Below are 18,360 nucleotides of genomic sequence, written 5' to 3' on the forward strand. Positions count from 1 at the left end.
GGACATATAATTTTCCCACGTTGCCTTATCGGCAATCAGAGAAAAATCTCGGTCCGAGTCAATCCCGTCCGTCAAGCTAATATCTGTCGGTCCAATATGCAGGGTTTGTTTGTCTCCATCGGTTACATCCAACCCTATTTTCAATCTCTGAAATTGCATTGACCATGCAATGGTCGGATTGTTTTCATGAGACTGAGTCAGAGTATTAAACATGCTTCTCTCCTTCATTCTGGTGCTGTCTGGCAAAACCGGCCTTTAGTAAATCATTAATTTGGGTTTCATCAAAACCGGCTTCCCGCAAAACATCGCATGTATGCTCGCCAATATAGGGACCGCGATGGTGAACCCCGCCGGGCGTTTCAGTCATTTTTACCGGCGTACCGGCGACCGGCGCTTTATGGGCGCTGCCCGGTACGTCAATTTCCGGTAGCATATCGCGCGCGGCGAAATATGGATCTTGAGCAATATCGGCCATATCCATCACTGGTCCCATCGGTACTTTGCCACCAATGCGCTGCTTGATTTCGTCCTTGGTAAAATTTTTCGTGACAGCGCTGATGCCCGCAATTACTTCTGATGTGTTGCCCATGCGCCAACTGATTTTAACTTTCTCGGCATCTACCAGCAATTGTGGCGCATCCAATTCACGGCACAGGGTCTCATAAAAATTATCCTGCGGGGCGGCAATGGTTACAAAACCATCCTTGGTCGGAAACATACCGAACGGAGCAATAAACGGGTGATGATTCCCTTCGGGCCGCGGCGTTTTCTCGGCAATGAAATGCTGATAGACCATGCGCTCGGATACAGACAAAACGCCATCCACCATTGACACATCGACAAACTGACCTTGTCCGGTATTGCGGGCGTGGTGTACCGCCGCCAATATGCCAAATGCCATGAACATGCCTGGCGCAATATCACCAATCCCCGGTCCGACCTTGGTAGGCGTCTCACCATCGGGACCGGTGATGGACATCACCCCACCCATAGCCTGCGCCACTACATCGAAGGCCGGCCAGTCAATATATTCGGAACTACCGGTGCGTGCATCGCCAAAGCCGCGCAGACAGGCATAGACAAGCTTAGGGTTTTCTTCACGCAACGTCTCATAGGCGAGACCCAGCTTATCCATCACCCCATGACGGAAATTTTCGGCCAGAACATCAGCGTTGCGAATAAGCCCGATTAGTGCCGCTCGGCCTTCTTCCGACTTCAAATTGAGTGCAACTGACCGCTTATTGCGATTGACGCTTTGAAAATAGCCGCTATGGGTTTTTTGTGTGTCATCGGCGAAATATGGTCCGGCAGTGCGACTCAAATCGCCGGAAAGACTTTCAATTTTGATGACGTCAGCACCATGGTCAGCCAATATCATGGTACCGAATGGCCCAGCCAGAGCCTGGGTCAGGTCAATCACCCGAATGTCACGCAAAGCGCCGAATGGTTTTCTGTCTTTCATACCAACTCCCAAACCTATGAAATGGCAAAGCCGCCCAACGTGCAAGAGGCAGGGTTGCTTCATCACAGACATGATATGTCCAATGTCGGGGGTTTCAAGCGTAACTGTTTTTTGGCAGTCTAGTCATAGAAAGGGAGCGAAGTTTCATGTCTGCTACATATCAACTTGCTGATAAAATCGTTGCTTTGCGTAGCGACGAGTTGGACGCGGAAGCCGAAACCGTTGCCAAACAATGTCTGCTTGACTGGTTTGGTGTGGCACTACAGGGGGCCCAGGAACCGGTCGCCGATATCATGGCCGGTGAACTGGCAGGTGCCAAAGGTGACAATAAAGGTAGCCATTCGCTAGTCGGGCGGCGAGAGAAAGCCGATTTAATTGATGCGGCGATGATTAACGGAACCATCGGTCACGCACTGGATTATGACGACGCCATTCCGGCCTCGATGGGCCACGCTACCGTGCCGGTAGCACCGACCGTTCTGGCGCTGGCCACCGAAATGGACGCTAGCGGCGATATGGCGGTGAGGGCTTTCCTCGCCGGTTATGAAGCCGAATGTGCGCTGGGCAGATATTTTGGCGAACAACATTATGCGCGTGGCTATCACGCTACCGGCACGATCGGTACATTTGGCGCTGCCGCTGCCGCTTCCCTGCTTCTGGGACTTGATGCCAAGCAAACAGCCCGCGCTTTGTCGCTGGCCGCCACACAGGCCTCGGGCCTGAAGGCTTTGTTTGGTTCAATGGGTAAGCCCATGCATGCCGGACGTGCAGCGGCTGATGGCCTTCTGGCGGCGCGTCTGATTGCGCGCGGCTTTGACAGCATTGAAAACGGATTGGAAGTGAAACAGGGCGCCGGTCATGTGCTGGCCGGCAATGAGCCGGATAAAGATATTCGACTGGATAAATTCGGTACGCAAATTCGTGGCACATTGTTCAAATATCACGCCGCCTGTTACGGCACCCATGCGCCGATTGAAGCGGCACGCGATTTTATGGCGGCCCATAATGTGGACGACGTTGAAAGCATTGAAATTCATGTCGGCACAGCTACCATCGGCATGTGTGATATTGAAGCGCCTACCTCGCCGCTGGAATGCAAGTTCAGCCTGCACCAAACTGTGGCCATGGCGCTTGCCGGTGTGGACACAGCAAGTCTCGAAAATTATTCTGCCGCCAAGGCAGCGGATCCAAAACTTACTGCTTTACGCGAAAAAATGAGCGTTATTAGTGGGTTTGAAGATGAAACGGGAATTATGAGCGCCAAGCTTGTGATTAAGACCAAGGACGAAACGGTAGAATTTTATCGCCATATGGGCCACCCGAATGACAATCTTGAAGATCAACAAAACCGGTTGGAAGCCAAATATGACGCATTGGCAAGACCCGTGTTGGGAGAGGCAGCCGATGAGTTGAAACGGGCGGTTCTGGATTTACCGCAAGCACCGCATGTACATCATCTGATGCAGTCAGCGGTGCCTGTTTAGGGTATCGGTAATCTGCGCTATTTGCCGAGTAGATTATCGGAAATTATGCGCTGCTGGATTTCCGAACTACCTTCAAATATTTTGGTCAGCCGCGCATCACGCCAATAGCGTTCCACCGCATGCAAAGTGGTGTACCCGGCCCCACCCAGAATTTGCAGAGCTTCCGAAGTCACCCGCTCGGCCATTTCGGCAGCAAAATATTTGACCATGGCCGCTTCAGTATCACAGCGCCGCCCACTATCTATCTCATTACAGACGAAATAAAGCAGTTGGCGCGCCGCTTCGACTTCGGTCGCCATAGTGGCGATTTTGAAGCGGATGGACTGAAATTTTTCAATGGCACGGCCGAATTGTTCACGCTCTTTGGCGTAAGCCATGGCATCTTCTAGCGCACCCTGCGCCAGACCGATGGAACGCGCCGCCGTATGGGCTCGCGCTGCTTCAAGACCTGAGGCAACCGCTTTGAACGCATTGCCCTTTCTGCCGACAGCGGCATATTTCGGCGTACGGGCATTGTCAAAAGCTAGTTCATAAGTGCGCCAGCCGTGATAGCCTATTTTCGGGATCGGTGCGCCGGAGCAACCCTCGGGAAATTCACCGCGCGGTTTTTCGAACGCCACCGCTGTCAGACCGGCCCATCGCGGTGCGTCCGGATCGGTCTCGGTGCGGCAAATGACATGAATGAAATCAGCACGGTCGGCAAATGTGCACCAGTATTTATTGCCTGTGATCAACCAATGGTCGCCATCATCGACGGCGCGGCAGGTAATGGAAGCGATATCTGAACCGGCATTGGGTTCTGACATGGAGAAAGCGCCAAGATATTTACCTTGCGCCATCAGCGCAGTTTTTTCGGCCCGTTCTTCTTCAGTCGCAGCCGGAATAGAGCGGTAGAAACCATTGCCGCGGGCAATGATGGAGGCAACGCTCATCCAGCCGCGCGCCAATTGTTCTGCAACCACGCAATATTCGAAACAGCCAAGACCCAAGCCGCCTTTTTCTTCGGGAATTGTAATACCGAAGTATCCCATTTCACCCATCTTATCGATAAGGTCGTCAGGAATATCGCCTTTTTCCGGATCCAGCTTATTGGCCACCGGCAGCACTTCATTTATCGTGAACACGCGCGCAGTATCACGGATTAAAATCCGCTCTTCGCTCCAATAACCTGATGCGTTTTGCGCCTTTTCGATCATTTCAGCTGCTGACATATTTTCCTCCTACATGCCAATCAAATTGGCACGATTGACGGTGTTCTGAAACAGCCGCGCAGATGCGGCGTCCACCATGACACCTTTATGACCCACCGATCCCAGACCTTCGGCGGCAGCTTTTTCATAAACATCAATAATTTCGCGGGCGAAGTCGACATCAGACTGGCTTGGCGAAAACACCTCCAGTGCCGGTTCAATTTGTGCCGGATGAATAGCCCATTTGCCAACCATTCCCAGCGTTAAAGCGCGCAGGCATTCGACCCTATAGGCTTTGTCATTTTTGAAATCGGCAAACGGCCCGTCCACCGCATCAATACCGACAGCGCGTGCGGCAATGGTCATGTGATAACGCGGATAGTGGAAAATATCACCGGGATAACCATCTGTGCGGCCAATATTTTTGACCGCCAGACCCTGACTGGCGGCATAATCACCCATGCCGAAAATCATACATTCCAGTCTTTCACAGCTATTGGCAATCTCTACCACATTTTGCATGGCCTCAACTTCTTCAATCAAAACTTCCAAACCGATACGGCGTTCCAATCCCAGCTTCATTTCCAGCTGGCTCAACAGTTTATCGGCAAATTGCACATCCGAGGCGTTCATCGGCTTGGGCAGCATAATCGTGTCAAGGTTTTTGCCGGCCTTTTCGACAACGGTGATGATATCCTCATAACACCATTCAGTACCCACATCATTGACCCGCACACAGCGTACCGTCTTGCCCCAATCGAGATTGTTCAGCGCCTCGGCAATCGTGTCACGTGCGCCAGGCTTGGCCGATGGGGCCACAGCGTCTTCCAGATCACAAAACACGTGGTCGGCAGCAGACGCCGCCGCTTTGGTCAGCATTTTTTCACTGACTCCCGGAACGGCCAGTTGTGAACGGCGCAGACGCATAAGTTTTTGGCTCATATCAACCTCCTTTTATTCAAGCAGTCTAACAATAATGCGCGGTGACACTATCGCCAATATGATGAAAGCTCTTTATCACATATCCGATATAGCAGTGTTGTCTATTTTCGGGCATTTTTGGTTAAATTATGACTCTATTGAAATGACGGAGGTGACAGTGAATTTTGACCCAACATTTGACGGGCGCATAAAACTGCCCCTTATCGTGGCGCCGATGTTTCTGGTGTCTAATCCATCACTTACTCTAGCTGCCGCCTCACAAGGTGTTATCGGCAGTTTCCCTGCGCATGCTACGCGCACGCGCGAGATATTCAAGGATTGGCTGGATGACATGCAGGCCGGTCTTGCCGAACTGGATAATCCACCGCCTTACGCAGTCAATCTGGTAGTGCATCCGACCAATGAGCGTATGCCGGGCGATTTAGAATTATGCGAACGCTATAAAGTGCCGATTGTACTGACCTCGAAAGGAGCGCCCAAAGATACGTTTTCGCGCATCCATGATTGGGGCGGGTTGGCATTTCACGACGTTTCCTCAGCACGCCACTCTGAAAAAGCGGTTGAGGCCGGCGCTGATGCCTTGATTGCCGTATGCGGCGGGGCCGGTGGTCATTGTGGAACGATCAACCCGTTCGCACTGGTCAATGAGATTCGTGAGGTGACCGATAAGCCGATTATCCTAGCAGGCGGGATGAGTACCGGTCAGGACATTTTGGCCGCACAAGCCATGGGAGCAACTTATGTCTATATGGGTACGCGCTTTATCGCCTGCAATGAAAGTATGGCGGATACCCGCTATGCGCAAACGCTGATTGAATGCACCTCAAAAGATATTTTCTTTTCAGCGGCTTTGGACGGGGCGCCGGCCAATTGGGTGACACCGTCTCTCATCGAAGCTGGAGTGGATTTAGAAGAACTGGCAACCACCATTCCGGGTGAGGTTATGCCATCGGGCAAGGTGGCTGAGCGCTATTCAAAAGTGTTATCGGCCGGTCATGGTGTAGGTATGGTTAAGCGAATCGAAAGTGCGGTGGATTTATGTGCTCACCTAAAAAGCGAATACGACACCGCCAAAACAGCCATGCTGGCTTAAGGTTCTCATGTAAGATGCCTATATCACGTATAAATTATATTACAGAATATGATTTGGATTCTGCTACCCGTTGCGCTAGGAAAAAAAGGAGAGATAAATAATGCAGGAAAAAAATCTCATTAATGCCAAATTGATTGCCCAGAATAAGGGACTGCCGCACGATTGGTTTGCCGATTGGCGAACCGATGATCCGGTACACTGGAACCCTCCCAATCCAGACTACACCACCGAGCTGGTAGGGGGAGCGCTGGATAAGGGTTTCTGGGTGTTGACCCGCTATCAGGACGTCTATGACGTATCGCGAGACCAGGAGCGGTTTTCCTCGCACACGGGCGGGCCTGTTATCTGGGATTTAAACCCCGAACAACTTGCCATACAACAGGCCGGATTGATGGGTATGCCTATACATGAACACAGCCAGACCAAACGGCTAATCATGCCTCCTTTTGCGCCAAAAGCACTTGCCGCCTTTAGCGATAAAATCACCGCAGCCGCGGCAGCGATTGTTGATGATGTTGCCAGTCTCGGGCAGTGCGAATTTGTTTTTGATGTTGCTTCCAAACTGCCCGTCTATACATTTTGTGAGTTGATGGGCATTGCACCGGAAGACCGCAAAAAAGTTTTCAAGCTAGGCAACGAGCTGGCCGATATTGAAAACCGCAAACCTGAGCATAATCCGAACGAAGGCCTGTTTGAACTGGCAATGAAGGTTTGCGCCGAAAAACAAGATACCCCTGACGAGACTATAATGAGCCGTCTTTTGCATGGTGAAGTCGATGGTGAAAAACTGAACACGTTGCAGGTGCAAATGTTCTTTGTCACCATGTCAATTGCTGGTCATGAAACCACCCGCTCGACTCTGGGTCATTTTCTCCGCCTCATGCACGAACATCCCGACCAGCGGGCCATCTTGATGGAAGATCTTAAAGGGCGATTGCCAAACGCCATTCATGAAGTGCTGCGCCATTCGCCGCCAGTTATCAAATTCCGCCGTACGGCAACGCAGGACACACGGATTGGCGATACAGATGTCAAACAGGGCGATAAAATATATCTCTCCTATCCGGCGGCCAATCGCGACCCTGCGGTGTTTGACGATCCGGACCGGTTTGACATTCTACGTCCCAATGCTGACCAACATTTATCCTTCGGCACCGGCCCGCATGTCTGTGTCGGGGCGCGGTTGGCACTAATGCAATTGCAATCGATGTTGCACTGCCTGCTGACCCGCTTGCCAGATATTAAACCGGTCGGTGAGATGCGTTACATGCGGTCTATCTGGTTCAACGCTATCATCGATATGCCGGTACGCTTTACCGCCGAATGACCCACAGGCTCGCCAAGAACGCGCCATCAAAGGAGAGAAGCCATGAAAGTAACAAATAAATCCGCCATTGTGACCGGTGGTGCCAGCGGTATTGGTCTGGCTATAGCCCGCGAACTTACAGCACGTGATTGCAAAGTCGTCATTGCCGATTGGGATGCAGAGGGAGCAAAAAATGCGGCAGAAGAATTGGGAGAGAACGCTCTTGCCATGCATTTTGACGCTGCGGATATTGCTTCTGTAGAATCTTTGGCCGATCAGGCGTGGGAAGCAACCGGCGGGATTGATTTTGTCTTTGCCAATGCCGGCGTTAGCTCCAATGCGCCCTTATTGCAGGCCGAAGCCGTTGCCTTTGACTGGCTTATGAATGTCAATGTACGCGGCGTTTGGGCAACCGGCAAAGCGTTCATTAACAAAATGATTGCAGCCGAACGCACCGGCCACCTCACCATCACTGCCTCCGAGCATTCGCTTGGTCTGCAACACGCAGGAGCCGGATTTTATACGGCGTCCAAACATGCGGTTCTAGGACTGGCCGAAGTCATGCGTGCGGAGTTGCCGGAAAATATTGGTATTTCGGTTTTTTGCCCCGGTCTGGTTGAAACAAATATATATGATGCCGGTCGCTTCGGCGTTCTTCCGCCAGCCCCTGAAGAAATGAAGGCTTTTGGAGCCGCCATTATGAGTAAAGGCATGGCGCCGGATATTGTGGCGCGGGCGGCCGTTAACGGCACGGAAAAGGGTGCCTTTTATATTGTGACCCATCCGACGGCGTTTGCTGCGGCTGAAAAACGCTTCAACGAGATAAAGCAGGCGTTTGATGATCAGGCGCCAATGACCGATCATGCTAAGCGCTATGATGTGAATACAGTCGTTGCGGAGGTATTGGACGAATTGAGTTGAAAATTTTCAGGCAGCACTGTTCTTCATTGGAAGAAATTTTATCAATCTCTCCCATTCGGCGTTCGCCTCAATATCCTGCGCCCGCCAATGATCAACTATGGCACCATCTGGTCGAACCAGAACCAGTTCGTCATCCATATAAACTCCCGAGTCGTCTGTTTTTGGCAAAATGCGTAGGGCAATCGGAAAAATTTTCTCAAGCTTATCGACACAATCTTGCCAACGCTCAATAATTACGCTTCTTCCTGTGATAAGAACATATCTATCAGAAAACCAGTCATGCACTGATTTTTGTTTTTCATCGTCAAGCCAGATATGAGGCACACGCCGTCCATTTCTAACCGCCGGTATGAAATCTGAAACCGCATCTTCGACACTGGGAGGGTCTTTGCTCTCGGGTGCGACCAGATCCGACAGAATTTCGTGTCCTAAAATAATATTGTCATAATCTGCATATCGGCGTGTTGCCATTTTACCTTCACTTGTATCCTCGCCGGTCAATATTGCCCCTATAAGCCCACGCATACCCTCAGTGGTGTCTACCCCGTGGGCAATGCGTTTGAGCGCGGCCGGCTTCATCTCCTCTTCGTATGTATCAAGAATATCGACCTTGGCCTGCCCGCGTAGTACATAGGCCAGTTTCCATGCCAAATTGCGCGCGCCGGCAAAGCCTATATTATTTCCCATACCGCCTGTCGGCAGGGATACATGGGCGGCGTCACCAGCCAGAAAAATCCGCCCCTCTCTGAATTTTGTCGTGCAGCCTGGCGTCGGCTGCCAATGCCCGATGCTGGTAATATCAATCTCAACATTTTCATCCCCGACCGCCAGCCTGATGCGGGATAAAATTTCAGCTTTGCTTAGGTCGTTCTCATGCGGTTTAAAGATTTGGCAACGCCACCGACGCACACCGTCAAGCGGCTGGAATGCCAGAACCCCTTGCGGGGTGGCACAATAGAGCAATCCCCCCTTACGCTCGCCGACCTGACTCGACAAATCCGCCTGGAAAATAACATCCTGCGAATACATGGCCATCGGTTTTTTTTCCAATTCACTGCCGATAATATCGCGGGTTTTGCTGTGTGGCCCATCAGCCCCAATCAGATATGCAGCTTCAACCAATTCTTCTTCGCCTGATTTCACATTGCGAATGGTAAGAGTTACCTCTTCATCTCCTTGTTTTATGTTCAAAGCTTCTGTTTCAAAGCGACAGTCAATTATCTCTTTTTGGCGCACTAGTTTTAAAAGCTCAACTTCCACATAATCCTGACAAGTCATGACCGGAAGGCAGGGGCTAACCGCATTCGGCACGGTATGAAAAGAGGGGCTGGCAATAGACGTACATTCCCTATTGAGAAGCGAGACGCTCCAGCGATTGAAAGCGGTCCAGTCGGGTCCGAGGCCAGTTTGCTCAACCTCTTTTTCAATGCCGAAACTGCGCATCATTTCCATTGTATTCACATCAACAAAGCGCGACCGTGGATGCGGGTTCAACTCGCTGCGCCTCTCGAGAATCAATGTTTTGATGCCATGTTGCGCCAATAGAAGTGCGCATGAAAGGCCAATTGGCCCGCAACCAATTATACAGACCGGTATTGAAATCATCCCTTGGCTTCTGGGGTGAAACTGACAGGCATGTTCATTATTGTATGGAACCAGATAGACCGTAGCGGGTTATTAATTTTTCCGTTGGGTTTTATATCCGGAATACGGGCCATAATCTCCATCAACAACGTCTTTAGCTGCATATGAGCTAACCTTGCACCAAGACAGACATGCGGGCCCGTGCCGAAGGATAAATGCTTATTTGCATTGGGACGTAGAATGTCAAACCGGTCCGGATCGTCAAACACCGCAGGGTCGCGATTGGCCGCAGGATAGGAGAGATAGATTTTATCGCCCTTTTTGATTTTCTGACCGTTAATTTCCGTATCCTGAGTCGCCGTCCGGCGGAATTTAATCACCGGTGGGGCAAAGCGAAGTACTTCTTCGATGGCGTTTGGCAGATATTTTTCCGGGTCACTTTTGATCATTTCATACTGATCGGGATGTTCGTTCATCAGCCTAATGAAGTGAACTGCTGAACCGCGGGTTGTTTCGTGGCCGGCAATTGCGACAACGACAAAGAACATATTGATTTGGCCCTGCTCCAGCTTTTCACCATTAACTTCTTCATGAAGCAATATACTGAGGACTGACCCGTCTGGCTTCTGCTTTTTTACTTCGCACAGTTCTTCGCACAGAGCAAAAAGCTGAAAAGCCGCCGTGGCCTCTTCACTGTCTTGATCAAAACCCTTGGGGTTTTCCGTATCGGCGACAGCATTGCCAAGTCGAAAAACCCGCTCGCGCATTTCATCGGGGATACCCATTATTTTACAGAATGTGTAAACAGGGAGCCGCGAGGCAACATCAAAAACAAACTCGCATTGCCCTTGCGTGGCAATGTCATCAATAATTTGTTGTGCAACTGCTTTGATTTCCGGTTCAAACAACCCCAATTGCTTTGCACCAAATGGCGGCATCACCAAACGTTTCATGGCTGTATGCTGGTCGGGCTCCATACCCATCATGCTTGCTTGCTGTAGGAGAAGCTGCTCTGGCTCCCAATCCCAGATGATCGGCCCGCCCGTATGCGAGGAAAACAGTCCTTGGTCTCGCGATACATCATAGACGTCCTGATAGCTGGTCAGAACCCAAAAACCGTTTTTCATGCTAGCCCCGGGCATAGCGGGTACGTAATTTTCCGGCGGCGGATTCCAGTGTACTGGATCTTGCTCCCGCCATTGTCTGAACAGTTCAAGTGGAGGGCCTTTTTGCTCAGGTATCAAATCCGGATCAGCCAAATTGGTTTCAAATGCTAGCTCACTCATAACTCAAACCTCCTTCACTCATGGTTTAATACTCCCCCCGTGGGGCAATGGCATCTACTCTCGTCATCCATGGCTTAACGTTTTTAGTTTTCTTCAATGCGACTTCGGCCTCTTGGGCATATAGCATGGCATTGATTTGTGATATGACCGCCAAATCGGCATAGGAAAGCGCATCACCAACCAGCCAGTCGCGGCCGTCCAGCATGGCATCCAGCGCTTTAATGTGGCGCTCAGCATCTTCGACAACCTGTGCCTGCGGCTTACGCCCCAAACCCTGTGCCTGTACGATTTGTCCGACCCCAGCAAGAACTAATTCCTTCAACTGTTCTTTCGGAACACCAGGTAAGGTCTCGGAAAATTCATCCAATGCGTTAACGAGATTGTGCTCCCAGGAAAGGCGCATAGTCATTTCATAAAAATACAGACTTTCATCAGCCCAATCCTCAATCACATGTGCCATTGCAGCCTCGTGCGGATCTGTCGGAATGAGCGGTTTATTGGAATACTTACCCTCAATGTGGTGGAGGATGTCCGTGCTATCCCAAATGGCCTGCTCGTCATCTTTTATGCAGGGAAACTTCCCGGTCGGAGAAACATCCTTATATTTTCCCTCAGATGCTTTTGCGCGTTCAACCTCAATAGCATCAAATTGGATACCCTTGAAATTCATAGCGCGTCGCACCTTCTCTGTGAATGGTGATGTTTTGAACTGATAGAGTGTAATCATGATGTTGCTCCTTCATAGTTAGCAATCTGAATGGCATCAGGTGTTTTTTTGTTTTTCTCAACATACGTCCGCATGAAGTCCAAGGCAAAATCCACCTCTTCCTGTGTAATGTTTGCATGTAGGCCAGGATTGGCATGAAGACGTTTGTTGGATGAACCAAAACTGTCAAACAACGCCAGCGCATGATCGCGGTCAATCATTTCATCTTCCAATTGCATAACAAACAGAAGGGGTGCATGAACCCTTTCCGCAGATTCAAGTAACGCTGGGCCATGTGGCAGTTTGGCCGATAAACCGGCCAGTCCCAAAACAGCGACACGAAGGTCATCACGTTCCGCCAGCATTTGCGTGCCCAAAAGTGTCCCCATAGACAGGCCGAAATAGGCAAGACCCGCTCTCCCGCCTTTTAATTCCTTGCGCACGACATCAATGCCCACATGCCATTCTTCAACCATCTCATTGACCGCCTCGTGGCGCAAAAATTCAGGAATAAAAGCAGCTAACCCACCGTCATCAACTTGCCGTAGCCCATGAACTGGCCCATCAAGCGACAAAACCGGGTAACCATGCTTGGCAAAATGAGATGCCATAGAGCAAATAGGAACCTGAAACCGGTCTCCGGAAGCACCGTGACCAAAGCAAATCAGCGTATCCTTGAGTGCGGTTTCGGGTAGCCAAACAGCGCCCGTAATATCTCTTTTGCCGGATCGGTTTATTCTGAATTCCTGAACGTGCTCACCGTCGGGTGCTTTTGTTTCCCACCAGTCAATTTGCATTGGTAACAGCCTCAGTCTCATCAAAATTGGATGGAAAGGGGGGCATTCGGGTAAACAACAATGCGGCTATCACCAACCCTACAGCCGAAATAAGAATAGCCGGATTGTAACTTCCAAAGATATCAAATGCTAGACCGGTGAACAGTGGCGCAATCCCAACGCCGAATACAGTAATGCCATATAATATACCATAAATGACTCCGTAGTTTTTCAAACCAAAATACCGGGCGGCCAAATAACCGATGAGATCAATTTCCGCTCCCACCGTAAAGCCCACAGCCAAAGCTGTTATAAAGGCAAACTGGACGCCACCCAGCAATAGGGCAAGATAACCGACAGCAGCGCACAAAACCATGATGAGAGCAACGCGCGGAGCAAAATAGCGGTCAATGAGAATGCCAGTTCCTATGCGTCCGATCAGAACCGCAAGCCCGACCAAGGAAGCTGCCTGAGCAGCCTCGGGTCGGGTCATGCCATATTCTGTCATCATCGGAATGAAATGCAGAAGTAAGCCGCCAACTGATAGCGAAATCATGATGAAAGCAGCGCCGATAAGTATGAATGACCTGCTGGCGATGGCTTTCCGCCAATTCATGCCAGATTTTTGATTTGAGCCAGAATCTTTCTCTTGCTGACCATCACCGCCGACAGTGACAGGAAAATCCCTAATCAATAGGACTACAATGACTGTGCCAAGAACAACCGCATAGGCAAGTAATTGATAGCCAGCGCGCCAGCCATTTTCATCAACATAGCCTGTCAGCAATATCGGGCCAATTGTTGCTGTTAAGCCTGCTCCCAGAAGTGAGATACCCAAAGCCAGCCCGCGCGCCTTATCAAACCAGGCGTTAATTATTTTAGTAAAAACGACTGGTGTTGTACCAGCGGCAACTACGGCAATTATAATAGACAAAACATAATACTGAACTAGAGAGCCGTTCAGAAAGCTCAAACTATACTGAGCTATACCGAAAAGAATAAAAGAAAGAAATGCTATCCATCGTACCCCAAATTTATCAATAATGCGACCTGCAAGCGGCGCGGTAAACGCAAATACGCTAATGCTGAATAGCGATTGAAGCGATATTGCAGTGCGCGACCAGCCGAATTCTCCTTCCAATGGCTGCAGGAATACGCCACTCAAATAGCCGCCAATTGAAGGCGCGCAAATGACAATCCCCAAAAAACAGCCTAATAAAACCCAACCACCCTGACGAAATTCCGCTAAGGTACCTGCTTGATTGTTTGTCATAAACTTTTTCACCCATTAATTAATGGTCAAATAATACCGACTATCTTCTTGGGAAAAACAATAATATTGTTAATATTACATTTGTGATATGCCACAGTGTCTATTGCTGATTTATCTGGAGGGTTTCAGGTCGCGCTATAAGCGATGTGGGCACTCTGACCGGGTCCGCAGCGATATTTCTCTCGCATTACCGAAACTTTCGGACTTGCTCGAACCCTAAACCTCTTCATTTCTGGAAAGACTGCTTATGCTCAAACTCTATCATAACCCTATATCGACGTGCTCTCAGAAGGTTCGTTTGGTCTTAGCTGAAAAAGACCTAAAATATAACGAGCACGTTATAGAATTTGGCGCATTGGAGCACCTTAGTGACTGGTATTTGGCCATCAATCCTAACGGTGTTGTTCCAAGCCTCGTCGATAATAGTCAAACCATCATAGATTCCTCCGTGTTTGCTGAGTATCTCGATGAGGTTTATCCAACTCCAACTTTGAGCCCCTCGGACCCTGTCAGGCGTGCAGAAATGCGTGCATGGATGCGGTACTTTGAAGAAGTTCCAACTGTCGCAATCCGTTTCCCTTCTTTCAATAAATTATTTCAAGCACAAATCTCACAAATTGACGAGCAAGTGTTTGACTCGATGACGTCTCAGATGCCACTTCGTAAACATTTTTATAAAGAGATGGGACAGTCCGGTTTTTCGCAAGTTAAAATTGATGAGTCGATGGAGCGTTTAAGAAACTGCATCCAACGAGTCACATCTACTCTGGAAGATGGCCGACCGTGGATTCTGGGAGATCAGTTCTCAATCGCCGACATTGTTTTGATTCCCACAATTGTTCGTATGGTCGATCTGGAGTTAGGTGATGTCTGGAGTGATCTACCCGTTTTCGCTGGCTGGCTTCATAGGTTTATGGAACGGCCTTCATTTGAAGTCGCATATTACGCTGGAACGCGAGTGTAGCAATAAATCTTGACCTTCCCCAATTTAATGAGTCCTCTATGAGAGGTAGCACTGCAAACCGACTATAAACTAACTTTCAAACCGGACGTGTTGATGGGGGAGGGTCACCTTGCGGTTTGACAAAATGTTACTCATCGCAACGGCACGGCTACCATGGTGGGTATAGGGTCAAGTATTGGCCTTTCACCATTGAAACTAAATGGATATTCCAAATTGTCGAAAGCTAAACATTCTACACTGATACCCATATTTTTCTTAATCCAATCAATAAGAGACCCAAATTGCACCTGTGATTTACTGGGAACTGTGAAGTCAAAATCATGATGTTTCCACCATTTTGTGTCTGCCAAAATCTGTACAACTTTCAGTGCTTGTTCAAGCTCAACACCCTTTTTCTTCCTCGCCTCTTTTACAATCCTCTTCATGTTAGCATCTACGATGGCGGCATAACGTAGTACCTGTAGGAGTGCAGAAATAGGTTTATCATTATTTCTTCTAAATTTGAGTTCGGTAAGTATGAAATTCCCTTTATCGCTAATCCCAACAAGATCTACATTACCAACACGCTTTTCCGCATTCTGTGTCTGCAAAGGAAATTGATAATCAATAAATTGAAAACTTCCTCCGTACGGATTCTGCCAATGATGATGAAGATTCCATAGCGCCATTGCTATAAGATCCTCACTTATTTTTCGATTCTTTTTGCGTTTCTTAGGTATCCCTTTATGAGTAACAACAAAATAAGGTTGGATGTTTAAGATACGAGACGGCGCATTATCAAATCAACATTCGTATTCCTTGCCCAATGCGTCAAGTTTGGCAAAACTCAATTTATTGCCCCACAAAAGAGGATATTGTTTACTAAAATCAGGTATGCCGAACTCCTAAGAAACTTGATTATAATCTACTTCTCACAATATTATCAGAGCCGCTACCGTAGTCGTTAGTAATCCTAGTCTGCCCCCATCAACACGTCCAGTTTGATGGATACTGAGGAACTGGTTAATACAGGCTGGTCAAAAGCATGAATTCGAGAGCCTACAGTAGGGATAATCTTATATACCTTTCCTGTATGATGCTGATGAAACAACATTTACCTACGAAACAGTTTATGATAAACAACCGTAACATGCGACTATTAGGTTATTATGGTCAAAAAATCAATTACAATAGTTGGTAAACGTTCAGCAAAGAATAACCGAAGGGCAAATTTAAAACGTAGAGTCCGACGGCATCTACAGAAAAAAGGATTAGGGAAAAACAACGAGGGTGAATTAGTTCTACAAGGTGATGGAAAAGACTCCATCCGCTCATTACACCAGACGCAACGAAATGAACGCCTAGAGAAAAGCAGCGCATTTATTGAAAATAAGTCCGGCAATCTCCTCAGATATTTTGCAACCGGTCAAGAAATAGACCCAAGTAATATTACCCCAGTCGTACAAAGAGTGACAGCTGGTACAGAGTATAGCGACCTATTCAAACTTGCCTCTTTTACCTGGTCGGTTCCAGTTTCAAATGGTTTTGGTAGGCGGCTTAGATATATCATATGGGATCAGAGCAATGAAAAACTAATGGGTTTGCTGGCAATTGGAGACCCGGTATTTAATCTTTCCGCTCGTGACAAACTTATAGGATGGGATGTAGATGATCGTCGCTCGAGACTTGTCAATATCATGGACGCATATGTGCTAGGAGCAGTCCCCCCTTATAACGCTTTACTAGGTGGTAAATTGATTGCCTGCCTTCTTCGTAGTCGTGAGTTGTATGATGATTTCAGAAAGACATATGGAAATACTGAAGGAATTATTTCTGGTAAAAACAAAAAAGCGCGTCTACTGGCAGTCACGACATCATCATCTATGGGCCGATCCTCAGTATACAATCGACTTAAATTAGATGGAATTCAATATTTAAGATCAGTCGGCTACACAGGTGGTTGGGGGCATTTTCATGTTCCGGATAAAATATTTTCTGATTTACGTAATTATCTTCGTGAGCAAAATCATGAGTATGCGAATGCATATAGGTATGGACAGGGGCCAAACTGGCGTTTACGTGCAACGCGAAAGGCATTTACTGAACTTGGATTTAAGCAAGATCTACTTCGACACGGCATCAAGCGTGAAGTGTTCATTAGCTTCTTAGCTAGCAACGCAATAGACATTCTGCAAACAGGAACGGGTAAACCCAATTTAGAATCGTTACTGTCAACTCATGAAATAGCGGAGCTGGCAATTAAACGTTGGATGCTTCCGCGGGCTGCACGCCGGCCTGAATTTCAAAATTGGACTATTAAAGATCTGGTCGGCTTGTTTGGCTGCAAAAGTCATATCATTAACTCTAATGTTGATAGATTTCGCAAGTCGGCCAAGTAAAACCAATGGACTGATGCAATGGCAGCTAACCTTGATGAATGGCAACTGAAACTAGAAGGTTATTTCGAGAATCTCGCTGAACATCGTAAGTTATCTAACCTTAAAATATTTGCTTTGGAACACGGTTTACCAGAGACAGTTATTAATGAAATTGCAACCCTACTACGTAATGAGTTTGAGGAAAGGGGTTCTAGACCCCTTGATAAGCATTGGTTACTTTGGGTGATCTATGCAACAGAACAAGGATATCAATATGACGGAAAGGAATATTGGCCATCATTTGAAATAAAACTGCCAAATTGGAATGTGCATAACCGCAATCGAAAATTAATATCTTTATGGTTTAACAGATTTCAAGATACCTACAATGGCGTTGTGCCATCTGGTGCCTGGGCTGAATTTTACTGCAATATTTCAGGACCAACAACTCACGCTGTCTTACCGTTATTTTTGAGAAATCAATTTATTAAAAGGCTGCATAAGTTTCGTTACGACCTTAAGGGTTTAAACGAATTTAACCCTATGAGTATTGGTCGGTTTATGGCGGAAAACGCTTATGGTGTTTCTAAGCGGTTAGCAAAATTTTTTAAAAACGAAGAACTTGTTGGACGCATAGCATTTGCAATTTTACGTCCAGAGGAATCCAAAATTATCTGTGATGAGCAACTTCTGGATGTCACCCTTAATAGAATAGTGAATGATCTAAAATTAAGTTCAGTAGGCAATTTAAGGAACGAAACTTCAAGGGCTTTAACTGAGGAATTCAAAAATATTAGCAAAAGTAAGGCATCAAATACATCCGGTGATTCATATGCATCTGACGACCTAACAGAGCGAAGTAATCGTCCAAGTATACGCCCAGAGTTAAGACTCCGGAGACGAGTGCATGACACCTGGGGCCTATTTATAGAAATTCCAAGTTTTAAGGCTCTAGCCGACATTGACGAAAAAATACATGATTTTTTATTATGCGCCCGTGTCATCATTGATGATGA

The 18,360-nt window shown here is 48.0% G+C and carries 17 protein-coding genes; 7 read left to right on the forward strand and 10 right to left on the reverse strand.

The genetic code is table 11. The features are described from left to right. Both V6Z81_07990 and V6Z81_07995 read right to left on the reverse strand, forming a co-directional pair. A partial coding sequence (locus V6Z81_07990) for a hypothetical protein (protein ID MEG9862403.1) occupies positions 1–213 on the reverse strand: 213 nt, incomplete at its 3' end. Beyond that, positions 206–1,462 (reverse strand): CoA transferase, encoded by a 1,257-nt coding sequence (locus V6Z81_07995; protein ID MEG9862404.1) that lies wholly within the window; start codon positions 1,460–1,462, stop codon positions 206–208. The genes V6Z81_07990 and V6Z81_07995, both read right to left, overlap by 8 nt. Before the next feature lie 146 nt (positions 1,463–1,608). On the opposite strand from V6Z81_07995, the gene V6Z81_08000 reads away from it, so the two are divergent. Next, entirely contained in the window at positions 1,609–2,946 is a 1,338-nt protein-coding gene (locus V6Z81_08000; GenBank protein MEG9862405.1) for an MmgE/PrpD family protein, read from the forward strand. A 17-nt stretch (positions 2,947–2,963) separates the two neighbouring features. On the opposite strand, the gene V6Z81_08005 is transcribed toward V6Z81_08000, so the two are convergent. Together V6Z81_08005 and V6Z81_08010 are read right to left on the reverse strand one after the other, a co-directional pair. Beyond that, positions 2,964–4,157: an acyl-CoA dehydrogenase family protein gene (locus V6Z81_08005; protein MEG9862406.1), complete on the reverse strand. Its 1,194-nt coding sequence runs from the start codon at positions 4,155–4,157 to the stop codon at positions 2,964–2,966. Positions 4,158–4,166: 9 nt separating this feature from the next. Next, the gene (locus V6Z81_08010; protein MEG9862407.1) at positions 4,167–5,078 is read right to left on the reverse strand and encodes a CoA ester lyase; all 912 of its coding nucleotides are present in this window, start codon (positions 5,076–5,078) and stop codon (positions 4,167–4,169) included. A gap of 34 nt (positions 5,079–5,112) precedes the next feature. On the opposite strand from V6Z81_08010, the gene V6Z81_08015 reads away from it, so the two are divergent. The 3 genes from V6Z81_08015 to V6Z81_08025 all read left to right on the forward strand — a co-directional run bounded on the left by V6Z81_08015 (position 5,113) and on the right by V6Z81_08025 (position 8,398). Beyond that, the gene (locus V6Z81_08015) at positions 5,113–6,171 is read left to right on the forward strand and encodes a nitronate monooxygenase (protein MEG9862408.1); all 1,059 of its coding nucleotides are present in this window, start codon (positions 5,113–5,115) and stop codon (positions 6,169–6,171) included. 100 nt (positions 6,172–6,271) lie between these two features. Next, positions 6,272–7,498 carry a cytochrome P450 gene (locus V6Z81_08020; protein ID MEG9862409.1) on the forward strand — a complete coding sequence of 409 codons (1,227 nt, stop codon included), beginning with the start codon at positions 6,272–6,274 and terminating at the stop codon, positions 7,496–7,498. Positions 7,499–7,540: 42 nt separating this feature from the next. Then, entirely contained in the window at positions 7,541–8,398 is an 858-nt protein-coding gene (locus V6Z81_08025) for an SDR family oxidoreductase (protein MEG9862410.1), read from the forward strand. Positions 8,399–8,404: 6 nt separating this feature from the next. On the opposite strand, the gene V6Z81_08030 is transcribed toward V6Z81_08025, so the two are convergent. The 5 genes from V6Z81_08030 to V6Z81_08050 are packed head-to-tail and all read right to left on the reverse strand — an operon-like array spanning position 8,405 to position 14,035. After that, a complete protein-coding gene (locus V6Z81_08030) occupies positions 8,405–10,003 on the reverse strand; it encodes an FAD-dependent monooxygenase (GenBank protein MEG9862411.1) in 1,599 nt (532 codons plus the stop codon). After that, positions 10,000–11,268 carry a cytochrome P450 gene (locus tag V6Z81_08035; protein MEG9862412.1) on the reverse strand — a complete coding sequence of 423 codons (1,269 nt, stop codon included), beginning with the start codon at positions 11,266–11,268 and terminating at the stop codon, positions 10,000–10,002. Before V6Z81_08035 ends, V6Z81_08030 begins: the two co-directional genes overlap by 4 nt. 25 nt (positions 11,269–11,293) lie before the next feature. Further along, positions 11,294–11,995, reverse strand: coding sequence for a glutathione S-transferase family protein (locus tag V6Z81_08040; GenBank protein ID MEG9862413.1), 702 nt, complete (start codon positions 11,993–11,995; stop codon positions 11,294–11,296). Continuing rightward, positions 11,992–12,771: a hypothetical protein gene (locus tag V6Z81_08045; GenBank protein ID MEG9862414.1), complete on the reverse strand. Its 780-nt coding sequence runs from the start codon at positions 12,769–12,771 to the stop codon at positions 11,992–11,994. The genes V6Z81_08040 and V6Z81_08045 overlap by 4 nt, the downstream gene beginning before the upstream one ends. After that, positions 12,761–14,035 (reverse strand): MFS transporter, encoded by a 1,275-nt coding sequence (locus tag V6Z81_08050; GenBank protein MEG9862415.1) that lies wholly within the window; start codon positions 14,033–14,035, stop codon positions 12,761–12,763. Before V6Z81_08050 ends, V6Z81_08045 begins: the two co-directional genes overlap by 11 nt. Positions 14,036–14,270: 235 nt before the next feature. On the opposite strand from V6Z81_08050, the gene V6Z81_08055 reads away from it, so the two are divergent. After that, positions 14,271–14,987 (forward strand): glutathione S-transferase family protein, encoded by a 717-nt coding sequence (locus V6Z81_08055; protein ID MEG9862416.1) that lies wholly within the window; start codon positions 14,271–14,273, stop codon positions 14,985–14,987. 131 nt (positions 14,988–15,118) lie between these two features. Here the strand turns inward: V6Z81_08055 and V6Z81_08060 are convergent, their stop codons facing one another. After that, a complete protein-coding gene (locus V6Z81_08060) occupies positions 15,119–15,655 on the reverse strand; it encodes a hypothetical protein (protein ID MEG9862417.1) in 537 nt (178 codons plus the stop codon). A gap of 480 nt (positions 15,656–16,135) precedes the next feature. Between V6Z81_08060 and V6Z81_08065 the strand changes: the two genes are divergently transcribed. Beyond that, a complete protein-coding gene (locus tag V6Z81_08065; GenBank protein ID MEG9862418.1) occupies positions 16,136–17,365 on the forward strand; it encodes a Druantia anti-phage system protein DruA in 1,230 nt (409 codons plus the stop codon). Positions 17,366–17,383: 18 nt separating this feature from the next. Then, on the forward strand, positions 17,384–18,360 hold a 977-nt coding region (locus tag V6Z81_08070), incomplete at its 3' end, for a hypothetical protein (protein ID MEG9862419.1).

Source organism: Parvularculales bacterium (genome assembly GCA_036881865.1).
Lineage (GTDB): Bacteria > Pseudomonadota > Alphaproteobacteria > JAPOUT01 > JBAJNM01 > JBAJNM01.